General features: G+C 43.7%; 13 protein-coding genes. 12 read left to right on the top strand and 1 reads right to left on the bottom strand.

What is annotated here, in order from left to right:
• Positions 1–172 precede the first annotated feature (172 nt).
• The 3 genes from rpsF to rplI are packed head-to-tail and all read left to right on the top strand — an operon-like array spanning position 173 to position 1,497.
• Complete coding sequence (gene rpsF / locus ACOQOA_RS18130) at positions 173–610, top strand: 30S ribosomal protein S6 (protein ID WP_155154938.1); 438 nt, start codon at positions 173–175, stop codon at positions 608–610.
• On the top strand, positions 610–855 hold the full coding sequence (gene rpsR / locus ACOQOA_RS18125; RefSeq protein ID WP_155154937.1) for a 30S ribosomal protein S18: 246 nt from the start codon (positions 610–612) through the stop codon (positions 853–855). Before rpsF ends, rpsR begins: the two co-directional genes overlap by 1 nt.
• A gap of 12 nt (positions 856–867) precedes the next feature.
• Positions 868–1,497, top strand: coding sequence for a 50S ribosomal protein L9 (gene rplI, locus ACOQOA_RS18120; RefSeq protein ID WP_155154936.1), 630 nt, complete (start codon positions 868–870; stop codon positions 1,495–1,497).
• Positions 1,498–1,557: 60 nt separating this feature from the next.
• On the opposite strand, the gene ACOQOA_RS18115 is transcribed toward rplI, so the two are convergent.
• Complete coding sequence (locus tag ACOQOA_RS18115) at positions 1,558–2,670, bottom strand: hypothetical protein (RefSeq protein WP_420549999.1); 1,113 nt, start codon at positions 2,668–2,670, stop codon at positions 1,558–1,560.
• 110 nt (positions 2,671–2,780) lie between these two features.
• On the opposite strand from ACOQOA_RS18115, the gene ACOQOA_RS18110 reads away from it, so the two are divergent.
• Genes ACOQOA_RS18110 through ACOQOA_RS18070 form a run of 9 tightly spaced genes read left to right on the top strand, consistent with a single transcriptional unit; the run spans position 2,781 to position 12,675 of the window.
• On the top strand, positions 2,781–4,322 hold the full coding sequence (locus ACOQOA_RS18110) for a replicative DNA helicase (RefSeq protein ID WP_420549998.1): 1,542 nt from the start codon (positions 2,781–2,783) through the stop codon (positions 4,320–4,322).
• A gap of 39 nt (positions 4,323–4,361) precedes the next feature.
• Positions 4,362–5,474: an alanine racemase gene (alr, locus tag ACOQOA_RS18105; protein ID WP_420549997.1), complete on the top strand. Its 1,113-nt coding sequence runs from the start codon at positions 4,362–4,364 to the stop codon at positions 5,472–5,474.
• 18 nt (positions 5,475–5,492) lie between these two features.
• Positions 5,493–6,296, top strand: a complete 804-nt coding sequence (locus tag ACOQOA_RS18100; protein WP_420549996.1) for an MlaE family ABC transporter permease — start codon at positions 5,493–5,495, stop codon at positions 6,294–6,296.
• A complete protein-coding gene (locus tag ACOQOA_RS18095; RefSeq protein ID WP_420549995.1) occupies positions 6,293–7,075 on the top strand; it encodes an ABC transporter ATP-binding protein in 783 nt (260 codons plus the stop codon). The genes ACOQOA_RS18100 and ACOQOA_RS18095 overlap by 4 nt, the downstream gene beginning before the upstream one ends.
• Before the next feature lie 22 nt (positions 7,076–7,097).
• Positions 7,098–8,474: a DNA repair protein RadA gene (gene radA / locus ACOQOA_RS18090; RefSeq protein WP_420549994.1), complete on the top strand. Its 1,377-nt coding sequence runs from the start codon at positions 7,098–7,100 to the stop codon at positions 8,472–8,474.
• 36 nt (positions 8,475–8,510) lie between these two features.
• Positions 8,511–9,188 (top strand): CvpA family protein, encoded by a 678-nt coding sequence (locus ACOQOA_RS18085; RefSeq protein ID WP_420549993.1) that lies wholly within the window; start codon positions 8,511–8,513, stop codon positions 9,186–9,188.
• Positions 9,189–9,201: 13 nt separating this feature from the next.
• A complete protein-coding gene (purF, locus tag ACOQOA_RS18080) occupies positions 9,202–10,656 on the top strand; it encodes an amidophosphoribosyltransferase (protein ID WP_420549992.1) in 1,455 nt (484 codons plus the stop codon).
• Entirely contained in the window at positions 10,653–11,372 is a 720-nt protein-coding gene (locus ACOQOA_RS18075; RefSeq protein WP_420549991.1) for an SDR family NAD(P)-dependent oxidoreductase, read from the top strand. The genes purF and ACOQOA_RS18075 overlap by 4 nt, the downstream gene beginning before the upstream one ends.
• A 4-nt stretch (positions 11,373–11,376) precedes the next feature.
• Positions 11,377–12,675 carry an NAD(P)/FAD-dependent oxidoreductase gene (locus ACOQOA_RS18070; RefSeq protein WP_420549990.1) on the top strand — a complete coding sequence of 433 codons (1,299 nt, stop codon included), beginning with the start codon at positions 11,377–11,379 and terminating at the stop codon, positions 12,673–12,675.
• Positions 12,676–12,700: the final 25 nt, after the last annotated feature.

The following is a 12,700-nucleotide window of genomic DNA, read 5'->3' as shown; positions in this document are numbered from 1 at the left end:
GCCTCCCATCAAATTGAGGTCTGACAATTTTGTCGGACCTTCTTTTTGTTTCACTCCTTGCTGTTTGACGGACTTAAGCAATCTGTCTTTCAGCTACGAACAGGCGGCAGAGCTTTGATTTTATTAAGGAAACTGCGCTGTTCATTTTTTATTAGCCATAAGGAGTTATATTATGCGCAATTATGAAACTTTGCTTATTGCGCGTCAGGATGTATCTGCATCTCAAGCAGAAGCACTAGCTGATCAATTTATCGGCTTCCTGACCGCTGAAGGTGGCGAAATCTCTCGCCGTGAATATTGGGGTCTTCGCAACCTAGCGTACCGCATCAAGAAAAACCGTAAAGGTCACTACGTTTTGGTAAACTATGCAGCACCACATTCTGCTGTAGTTGAAATGGAACGTAACATGCGTTTGTCTGAAGACATTCTGCGTTTTATGACCACACGTACAGAAGAGAAAATTGAAGAAGCTTCTGTTGTGATGCAACGTCGTGATGACCGTTCCGACCGTGGTGATCGTGGTGATCGTCCAGCACGTGGACAAGATCGTTCCCGTTCTGACCGTCCATCCCGTGGCCCAAAGGTTGAATCTGAAGGAGGTGACGAATAATGTCTGCACGTCCACAAGGCGCACGCCGCCCATTCTTCCGTCGTAAGAAAACTTGCCCATTCTCTGGTGCTAACGCGCCTGAGATCGATTACAAAGATGTGAAATTGTTACAACGTTTCATTTCTGAGCGTGGCAAGATCGTACCTTCTCGCATCACAGCTGTTTCTGCAAAGAAACAACGTGCTCTTGCATCTGCTATTAAGCGTTCCCGTTTCGTGGGTCTGCTTCCATACGTTATTAAGTAAGGAGTAGTTACCATGGATATCATTTTGATGGAACGTGTAGAAAAACTCGGCCAAATGGGCGACGTTGTTTCTGTAAAAACAGGTTATGCACGTAACTATTTGTTGCCATCTGGCAAAGCTGTTCGTGCGAACAAAGTAAACATTGCTAAGTTCGAAGCTGAAAAAGCACAATTGGAAGCTGCTAACCTTGAGCGTAAAAACGAAGCTCAAGCTGTTGCAGACAAAATGGATGGTATTACAGTTACAATCATCCGTTCTGCATCTGACGCTGGTCAATTGTACGGTTCTGTAACAACTCGCGATATTGCTGAGTCCGTAACAGAAGCTGGTTTCACTATCGCTCGTAACCAAGTTGTTCTTGAGCGTCCAGTGAAAAATCTTGGCATTTTCGACTTCCGCATCAAATTGCACCCAGAAGTTTCCGCAACTGTTTCTGTAAACGTTGCACAGTCTGAAGAAGAAGCTCAAGCACAAGCTGATCGCGTTGCACGCGGTGAGCCTGCATTGCTTACAGCTGCTGAAATGGACGCACGTGAAGCTGCTGAGCAAGCTGCTGAACAAGCTGCTGCTATGGCTGCGGTTGCTGCTGAAGTTGCTGCTGAAGAAGAAGCTGAAGCTACAGAAGAAGCATCTGCTGAATAAGCACTGCTTTTCTAAGCAAAAGTTTAGCGGCCTGAGATTAATTTCTCAGGCCGTTTTCTTTTATGAATTCAATTTAAAGAAATCTTCAAATTTATAGCCACTAACTCGATCCAATAACTGGACTGAACCACCTGATAATTTGGCATCTGCATATTGGTTTAAGCAATTCAGGATCGACCCAACGATTGGCCCCTCTTCATTCTCTAATGTTGATAACAAAGCGGTCAGTTTAAACAGATATTGCATCGTATATTCGCTATTTTTCAAATAGATGAATGAGGCATTATTTGACAACCAAGGCACGATGGTTAAATCTTTAAAAAGGGTAATATCCTTTTGATCTGCCTGTAAAAAAAGCCTCTCAACATCAAATACTTCCGTAATATTTCTATTCATTAGCACAAGAGCACGTTGTTGACGTGCGAGTATCTCCCCACTACGCAGAAACAGTGAAACCTCCTCACTACTATTATCATCAGAAGAAAATGAAATCTGATGATCTGAAATATATTTTTGGAGTTTCTCCATATCATCTTGAGAAGCTTCAGAGATATGAAAATGTTTTGGATAGCTTTCATCAAATAAAGAACAGAATTTTTTGATTTCTTCTTCTGCATTCTCCAAAGAAATAGATGTTGCAACAATCGGCGTTTGTGATGAGGTTGCTGTAGCTTGCGCTGTTAGCCAATTCATAGTTGTCATCTCACCAAATTGGCAGTTTTCTAATTCATCGAAAGTTTTAAAATACCTCGAAAAATTACCCAAACTATTCAAATGAGGTAAACCGTCACCAAAAGCAGGATGTTCTTTTAGGGCCTTCTCAATAGCTAAAAAACCTTCACGGCCTTTCTCAATTTCACCTGAATTAATCTGCATGGCAGATGCCGCATAACGTAAAATTAACTGGTTACTACTAAGCAGATCGGTTTTATCGTATGATAACAAGGCCGTATGAAGCTGTGGTACCATTGCCACCGTTTCACTGAACAGCATTTGGATCATTAACTCCGCACCATCCTGCAACATCATTTCACGTTGATTAAACAAACTGACAAACGGATCCCAAAGCTTATTTGATAAAAAAATGCCTGAAAGGTTCAGCCAGTTTTCAGTCACTTGCGGTTCTTTTTCAATTTTATCCATCAACGCATTAAGCTGTTCTTGCGGAGTCATATGACATTCCTTACTAAGTTATCCCCGTTATCCACGTTATCCACAGGTAGGTAAGAGATGACGAAGATGATCAGGCCTGTTAGAATGTCGCTAGTTAAAGGATAATCACAATGACAGACATTTCTGCCGCTGTTTCTGGGGACCAGGACAACATTCCAGCCAATCAAAAATCTGATGAGGCATCTAAACTGATTCGCCAACCACCTCGCAATGTGGAAGTAGAAGCGGCGCTTATCGGTGCATTATTGCGTAACAACCGTGCCTTTGAAAAAGTCGGCGATATGTTGCGCGCAGAACATTTCTTTGCACCAGAACATCAGCTAATTTACGGACTTGCCAAACGTATGGTCGATGCCGGTCAAGAAGCACGCCCAACAACCTTACAGCATCTTGTTGAGAGCGAACCGAGCCTTCAAGAAGTCGGTGGCGCCGATTATCTTTATGACTTAGCAGCCAATGTAGTTACAGTTATCAACGCGGCTGATTATGCTAAAACGATTTATGATCTTTTCTTAAAACGCGAATTAATTGGTTTAGGCGAAGATACCGTTAATGATGCTTATACCAATGATTTGGATGATACGGCAGAAACCCAAATCGAAAAACTGGAAAGCCGCCTCTATAATCTGGCTGAATCCGGTGATATGGATCGTTCTGTTACAAAACTAGGCGATGCAACCATGATTGCCCTGCAACATGTGGAAGAAGCTTATAAACGTGACTCACACATCGTCGGTGTTACAACAGGTTTCCGCGATATCGATAATATGATTGGTGGTTTACATCCGTCTGACTTGTTAATTTTGGCGGGTCGTCCTGCGATGGGTAAAACAGCGCTTGCAACCTCTATTGCCTTTAATGCAGCGAAAGCTTTCCGTGAATTTCAGGATGAACAAGGAAACACCATTCAAGAAGGCGGTAAAATGCTCTTCTTCAGTCTGGAGATGTCCGCCGAACAGCTTGCAGGTCGTATCCTTTCAGGTGAAGCCAAAGTATCTGGTGATAAAATCCGTCGCGGTGAAATCACCGAAGAAGAGTTCCAACAAGTTGCAATGGCCGCACAGGAATTGGCAAATATTCCTTTATTTATTGATGATACACCCGGCTTATCCATCACAGGTATGCGTCAACGTGCACGCCGTGTGAAACGCCAATTCGGCCTTGATGGTGTGGTGGTCGACTATTTACAGCTTCTTTCAGGTCCACCTGATAAGAAAAATGACAACCGCGTACAAGAGGTATCCGAGATTACCCGTGGTTTGAAAATGCTTGCTAAAGAACTGGAAATTCCAGTGATTGCCTTATCACAGCTTTCCCGTCAGGTGGAAAACCGCGAAGATAAGCGTCCACAGCTAGCCGACCTCCGTGAATCTGGCTCCATTGAGCAGGATGCGGATATGGTGAGTTTTGTATATCGTCCTGAATATTATCTGCAAAAAGAACATCCTGAACAACGTCCAGCAGAAGCACAGGATAAATTCCTTGAACGCCTGCAAGGCCATGAACAACGTTTGGCTGAAGCACGCAATGTAGCTGAATTCATCATTGCGAAACAGCGTCATGGTCCAATCGGAACAGTTGAACTTTTCTTCGACAACGATTATGCAAGATTTGGAGACCTTGATCGCCATCATGAAGGTGACGGTTTCTAGTTAAATCTTTATCATTCTTTATTCCCTTTGAGGTGCCTTATGGCTGCAAATACTTCTTATGCGCCAAGCCGTCTGACCATTGATTTAAATGCGATACAAGACAATTATAAAACCATCTGCAATTATGTAACCCCCTCCCGTTCAGGGGCGGTGGTAAAAGCAGATGGTTATGGGCTTGGAGAAGTTATTGTATCAAAAGCTTTATACGATGCAGGTTGTCGTGCATTTTTTACTGCACATATCGATGAAGCTATCGCCGTAAAACAAGCTATCCCAGATGCTTCTGTGAGTGTCATGAATGGATTGTTAGCTGGTGAAGAAACTGTTTATAAAGAATATAACTTGGTCCCTACCCTCAACAGCTTAGATCAAGTGAAAATCTGGCAAAAATTCTGCCAAGAAAATGATAGTCTACCGCAAGCCAACCTTCAATTCGACACAGGCATGGCCCGTCTTGGATTGATGCCAAAAGAACTAAATGAATTATGCGATGATTTATCACAGCTAGATGGGATTAACCTTCAATTCATTATGAGCCATATGGCTTGTGCAGATGAACCATCCCATCCTTTAAATCGCAAACAACAACAAGATTTTGTAAAAGGCATCGCCCGACTTCCAAAAGCAACTGCCATGTTAGCAGCTTCCAGTGCGATTTTCCTTGGAGAAGATTGGCATTTCGATATGGTCCGCCCAGGCGTTGCCCTTTACGGTGGTCGTCCAAATGAAGATGCTCCCAATCCAATGAAACAAGTTATTAAGCTTGAAGGTAAAGTGGTCCAGATGCGCGAAGTAAATGCGCCAGAAACTGTGGGTTATGCAGCGTCTTATGAAGCAAAAGATCGCCGATTAATTGCAACTGTTGCGGCAGGTTACGCAGACGGATATATCCGTTCATTAAGTAATACAGCAACGGCCTATAAGAATGAAAAAGCGGTTCCACTAGTTGGTCGTGTCTCTATGGATGTCTTAACCTTTGACGTGACTCATTTGGAAAATACAGCGGATGCGGTAAAAACAGGTGATATGCTTGATCTTATCGGTCCGAATCATGACATTAATGATCTCGCAAAAGAGGCTGGAACAATTCCTTATGAAATTCTAACCAGTCTGGGCAAACGCTATGCACGTCATTATATTGGCGGTGAATAAGTTTTGAGGATAATGCATATGAGTTCAGAAGCTCTGACACAGAAAATAGCTTCCGTCTTTCAATCTGTCGGTGCCACTAGCCTGTCTTTCTTTGAGATAACGGGCCGCCTCTTCCTATTCATGGTGAATAGCGTCTGTCATATGCTACGCCCGCCTTATTATCCGCGTTTGATTTTACGTCAAATGATTGATATCGGCTTTTACTCCTTACCAGTTGTTGGTTTAACCACATTATTTGCTGGTATGGTTATGGCTTTACAAAGTTATTCAGGTTTCGCCCGCTTTGGTGCAGAAAGTGCTATTCCAAATGTGGTTGTCCTTTCCATCACCCGTGAGTTAGGCCCCGTTCTTGCCGGCCTAATGATTGCTGGCCGTATTGGTGCGGCAATGGCTGCTGAACTTGGCACCATGCGCGTGACCGAACAAATTGACGCCTTACAAACGTTATCTACGAACCCTTTTAAATACCTAATCGCACCCCGCCTAATTGCGGGTATCACCATGTTACCTTTGCTTGTACTTGTAGGTGATATTATTGGGGTCTTAGGTGGTTATTTGGTAAGTGTACATACCCTTGGGTTTAATGCAGCAACCTATATTCAAAACACATGGAATTTCCTAAGTTTTATGGATGTTTTTTCTGGTCTCGTAAAAGCAGCAGCATTTGGTTTCATTGTGGCCTTGATGGGATGTTATCACGGATATCAAAGTAAAGGCGGCGCCCAAGGTGTTGGTGCTGCAACCACAAATGCGGTGGTAACCGCTTCCATCCTCATCCTGATTTCTGATTATTTACTGACTGTGGCGTTCTTCTCTCAATGACCGAAATAATGACACCCACATGTATTGAGATGAAAAATGTCTATAAGGCTTTTGGCAGTAAAGTCGTATTGGATGGGTTTGATCTGGAAATTAAAAAGGGCGAATCTGTCGTTATCATAGGCGGGTCCGGGTCTGGTAAATCTGTTTCCTTAAAATCAATTCTTGGCCTGCTTACACCTGATTCCGGTGATATTACTATCGATGGTAAGTCCGTTCTATCCATGTCAGGAAGCGCAAGAGAAAAACTGAATAACCGTGTTGGTATGCTATTTCAAAATGCGGCCTTATTCGATTCCTTAAATGTATGGGAAAACGTATCTTTTGCCCTTATGGAAGGTGAAAAGCTTCCACGTAAAAAAGCAAAAGAGATTGCGATAGAAAAACTCTCTCTTGTTGGTCTCTCACCAGAAGTCGCCGATATGTCACCTGCTGAACTGTCTGGTGGAATGCGTAAACGTGTAGGGTTAGCCCGTGCAATAGCACATGAGCCAGATATTATTTTCTTTGATGAACCAACAACAGGTCTTGATCCTATTATGGGGCACGTGATTGATGACTTAATTACACATTGTGTAAAAACGCTTGGCGCCTCTGCCTTAACCATCACCCATGATATGGCATCAGCACGCCGCATCGCGGATCGAGTGACAATGTTATATCAAGGTAAAAATATTTGGACTGGCCCCGTGGACCAATTAGACGACTCAGGTAATCCTTATGTGCATCAGTTTATCAACGGATTAGCCGAAGGCCCGATTGAGTTGGATATATCCCGTTAATTGTTTTTGAAAGTTTACTCTTATGGCAAAAGCCCGCATTAGTTACGTCTGCCAATCATGTGGGACGGTCTATACCCGTTGGGCAGGTCGTTGCGATAATTGTGGTGAATGGAATACAATTTCGGAAGAAGCTGCAGAAGTAGCTGCACCGCTTGGTAGCAAAGCGTCTAAATCAAAATCCCAAGGTCGAAAAATTGAATTTGTAAGCCTCAAAGGGGCTGAGGAAAAGAAACCACGCCTGCGTACAGGTATTGCAGAATTTGATCGTGTAACGGGTGGTGGTTTGGTAAATGGATCGGCAACCTTGATTGGCGGTGATCCGGGGATCGGTAAGTCCACCCTGCTTCTTCAAGTCATGGCAGCCCTCGCAAAACAAGTCCCATGTGCTTATATTTCTGGTGAGGAAGCAATTGATCAAGTCCGATTGCGCGCAGATCGACTTGGCGTTTCTGATGCACCTGTGCAATTAGCCTCAGCCACAAATTTACGCGACATCACAGCGACACTTGAAGACCCAAATGGGCCAAAAGTTGCCGTGATTGATTCAATTCAAACCATGTTTATTGATGCATTGGAAACTGCCCCGGGTACTGTCGGGCAAGTACGTGCCTGTGCCCAAGAACTGATCCGTGTCGCCAAAAAACATGATGTATCTATCTTGATCGTTGGACATGTAACGAAAGAAGGTGCAATTGCCGGCCCCCGTGTCTTGGAACATATGGTTGATACAGTCCTTTATTTTGAAGGCGAACGTGGTCACCAATTCCGCATCTTGCGCGGCGTAAAAAACCGTTTTGGTGCAACAGATGAAATCGGTGTCTTTGACATGACCGAACAAGGTTTGATGGAAGTTCCAAATCCATCTGAGCTTTTCCTTGCAGATCGACAAGACGGTATTGCAGGTGCTGTTGTGTTTGCAGGCATGGAAGGATCCCGCCCAATGTTAGTTGAAATTCAAGCACTTGTGGCACCTTCTCCACTTGCAACTCCAAGACGTGCTGTGGTCGGTTGGGATAACAATCGTATGGCGATGGTTTTAGCTGTATTGGAAGCCCGCGCAGGGTTTTCACTATCTGGTAATGATATTTATCTAAATGTCGCTGGTGGTTTACGCATCCAAGAACCTGCTGCGGATCTGGCTGTTGCAACTGCACTTGTTTCCTCCCTCACCCAAATTCCTGTACCCTCAGATATGGTTGTTTTCGGAGAAATCGGTTTAAGTGGTGAGGTAAGATCTGTTGCACAAATGGATACAAGATTAAAAGAAGCTGAGAAACTTGGCTTTGCATCTTCCCTTAGTCCAAAACGTCGAAAACAAAATAAGGCGAAAAAAGGGAAAATCAATGTCACGGAATTGCCAGATTTGCATGGTTTAAATACTCTATTCGCTGAAGATTAATTTAAGCTGTATGACAGCAAAGGAATAAAGAACCCCATGTTGGAAAACCTACCCATCACTGTTTTAGATATTATTGCGCTTGTAATAATTCTGGTTTCCGCCGTTTTTGCTGCGGCTCGTGGCTTTGTACATGAAGTTCTTTTCATTGGTGCGATCATCGGCGCGGTACTGGTAACCATGTACGGATATGAACCTGCCCTGCCCTTTGCAGAACAGTTAACAGATATCGTTATTCTGCAGAAATTTGGTACAGTCCTCGTATTGTTCCTGCTTTCACTCGTTGTTTTCTGGATGGGAAGCCATTCAATTTCAAAGAATGTCAAAGATAGCGCGCTTGGACCATTGGATCGGGCACTAGGCGTTTTATTTGGTATTGCCCGTGGTGTGCTTATTCTTTGTATTATTTATGTGGCGACCACTTTTATCATAGAAGAAAAAAATATGCCTGATGTGGCTACACAGAGTCGCGGTTACCCTTACGTTGTTAAAACCACCGATTCTATCGTTTCTTTCTTACCAGACTATATTCAAGAACGATATGAAAGCGCCACAGATCGCAGTTTAAACGCCATAGAAGACACAAGACAGCTTATTGAGTTAAAAGAACGCTTGAATAATCCGGCGCCTTCCGGCACAAACCAACCACAGGATCAATCCGGTTACAGTCAGGATGACCGTAACCAGCTGGACGAACTAATACGCGACAGCGAATAAGAGGGTATCACCAATGCTGACAACCAACCCTTTCGACGATGACAAGCTAAAAGAAGAATGTGCCGTATTCGGCATTTGGGGCACCAAAGATGCGGCTGCCCATACTGCGCTTGGCCTTCATGCACAACAACATCGCGGCCAAGAAGCCTGCGGCATTGTATGTAACAATGGAGATGAATTTAACGCCCACCGTGCCCTAGGACAGGTGGGCGATGTTTTTGGTGACCATCGTGTTATGGAACGCCTTGAAGGGAAAGCCGCAATTGGCCATACCCGTTATTCCACAACGGGTGAACCGAATTTACGAAATGTTCAGCCCGTCTATGCAGACTTTGCATTTGGTGGCTTAGCACTTGCACATAATGGTAACTTGACCAATGCGATCTCGTTGAGAAACGAACTGGTTCAAACAGGTTCTATCTTCCAGTCTACAACAGATACTGAAGTTCTTATTCACCTGATTGCGACCAGCAAAGGTAAAGTAAGAGATCGTTTGATCACAGCGCTTCGTTTAATAGAAGGTGCCTATTCAGTTGTATTGCTAACACGAAAAAAATTAATTGGTGTGCGTGACCCACGCGGTGTTCGCCCATTGGTGTTAGGTAAACTGGGCGATGCCTATATGTTTGCATCTGAAACCGTAGCTTTGGATATTATCGGCGCTGAATTTATTCGTGAAGTTGAACCCGGTGAAATGATCACTGTGGATGAAAGCGGTCTAACATCTGAATTCCCGTTAGACAAAACAGACAGTCGCTTCTGTATTTTTGAATATGTTTATTTCTCTCGTCCAGACAGCATCATTGAAGGTCGTTCTGTATATGACGCACGTAAACATATTGGTAAAGAATTAGCGATGGAATTCCCGGTGGAAGCCGATGTGGTAATTCCAATCCCAGACAGTGGCGTGCCATCCGCACTTGGATATGCAGAGGAATCCGGTATTCCTTTTGAATTAGGTATCATCCGCAACCATTACATCGGTCGTACCTTTATTGAGCCTACAGATGAAATCCGCCATTTAGGTGTTAAATTAAAACATAACGCCAATCGTGGGCATATCGAAGGCAAACGCGTTGTCTTGGTCGATGATTCCATCGTACGCGGTACAACATCACGTAAGATTGTTGAAATGGTAAGAGACGCTGGTGCAAAAGAAGTTCATATGCGCATTTCTTCCCCGCCAACTTCCCATTCATGCTTCTATGGTGTTGATACACCAGAACGTAAAAGCTTGCTTGCATCTTCCAATACAATTGAACAGATGCGCGAATTGATTGGTGCAGATAGCCTTGCTTTCGTCACAATGGACGGTATGTATCGTGCGATGGGTGAAGATGGTCGTAATAATGACGCTCCACAATATTGTGATGCTTGTTTCTCCGGCGACTATCCTATCGCTTTGGTGGACAAAGAAAACAAAGGTACAGGTCAACAACTCACCAATTTAAGAGAACAAAGACGATGAGTTCAAACTCTCTTGAAGGTCGTCTTGCGCTTGTTACTGGTGCAAGCCGCGGTATTGGTTATGAAGTGTCCAAACGTTTGGCAAGCGAAGGCGCACATGTTATCGCCTTAGCTCGTACCTTGGGTGGCCTGGAAGAATTAGACGATGAAATCAAGGCCACTGGCGGTCAATGCACAATTGCCCAAATGGACTTAAGTGATCATGACCGCATCGATGCGCTTGGTGCGTCTCTATATGAACGTTTTGGTAAACTTGATATCCTGGTTGGAAATGCAGGCATGTTGGGTGAATTGACACCTGTTGGGCATATTTCACCAAAAGTTTGGGATCGCGTTATCTCTATCAATCTGACAGCTAACTATCGTTTGATACGTTCTTTGGGCCCGCTTCTTCAGCAAAGTGATGCAGGACGCGCGATCTTTGTGTCGTCAGCTGCAGTTGAGGAACAAAATCCATTCTGGGCACTTTATACAGCTTCAAAAGCAGGCTTAGAGGCCATGGTTATGGCCTATGCCAAGGAAATGTCCAAATCCAATATCAAAGCTAATATTATTCACCCGGGTCGTGTATGGACAGCTATGCAAGCAAAAGCATATCCGGGTATAAAACCGGACGATCTACCAAAGCCATCTGAAATAACGGATATCTTCGTCAAATTGGCTTCTACAGATTTAGAAGTCACCGGTGAAATATTTAACGCCACCGTAAAGGAATAAAGAGATGCAGGCTTCTTCCAATTTCAAAACAACACCTTACTGGTGGGAAGAAGCCCCCCTTTCCGACATAAATCCAAACGGTAAAAACCTTCCAACGGAAAGTGAATTTGTTATCGTTGGCGGTGGATTCACAGGTTTATCAGCAGCCCTCACACTCGCACGTGCGGGGAAACAAGTAACCATACTTGAAGCTCAACGTTTTGGCGAAGGTGCCAGCTCCAGAAATGGTGGGATTTGCAGTGGTAACTTGAAACCAAGCTTAGAAACTCTAGTAAATATCTACGGGATGGATTTTGCCAAAGAAATTTATGAAGAAGGTGTTTTAGCCCGCAAGTTTCTTGCTAATCTAATTGAGGAAGAAAACATAGAGTGCGACTTCAAGATGGTTGGCCGTTTTTCCGGTGCAAACCATCCAAGCCACTATGATAAACTGGCGAAAGAAAGCGACTATCTAAACGAAAAAATCAACCTTGGATCCTATATGGTCTCCAAGCAAGATCAGCATGATGAAATAGGGTCCGATCTGTATTTCGGTGGCGCTGTTCGAGAAGACATCGGCGGCCTTCATCCAGCGAAATTCCACAGAGGTTTGTTAAATCGCGTACAAGAAGCAAAAGTCTCTCTTCATAGTCAAATCAAGGTAAATGAGGTCATTCAAAACACTTCTGGATGTATAGTAAAAACATCTTATGGAGATATCAAAGCATCAAAAGTAATTGTAGGGACCAATGGGTATAGTAATCTCAGTCCAATGAACTGGATGGCAAAGAGAATAATTCCCATTCGGAGCCAAATCATTGCAACAGAAGAAATGGCAGAAGATGTCATTGATAAACTCTTTCCTAAGCGTCGTATGCATGGAACGACATTAAATTTATATAACTATTTTCGTCCGGCCCCTAATGGTAAAGGGATCATTTTTGGTGGACGATCCGGGGCCGACCGTGATGACCCGGTTCGATCTGGCCGGCATCTCTATAAGCAATTGATTGATATTTTCCCGGAAATTGATGGTGTTAAAATTAGCCATACATGGTCTGGATATACAGGTTACACTTTTGACCATATGCCCCATATCAAACAACAAAAAGATATCGTTTATGCAGGCGGATATTGTGGTTCAGGTGTTGTTTGGGCACCTTGGGTCGGTACTAAGACGGCTCTGATGTTATTAGATTCATCTAAAAGCAACACAACTTTCTCTAAATCCGATTTCGAAACTCGCCCTTTATATAATGGCACCCCTTGGTTCGTGCCTCCAATTATCTGGTGGTATGCGATAAAAGATAAGTTTGGTTGGTAACAAAAAAGGCACTCAATTGAGTGCC

The organism is Curvivirga sp. (assembly GCF_965219885.1).
Classification (GTDB): domain Bacteria; phylum Pseudomonadota; class Alphaproteobacteria; order UBA8366; family Aestuariispiraceae; genus Curvivirga.
This window is presented reverse-complemented; position numbering and strand designations above follow the sequence as displayed.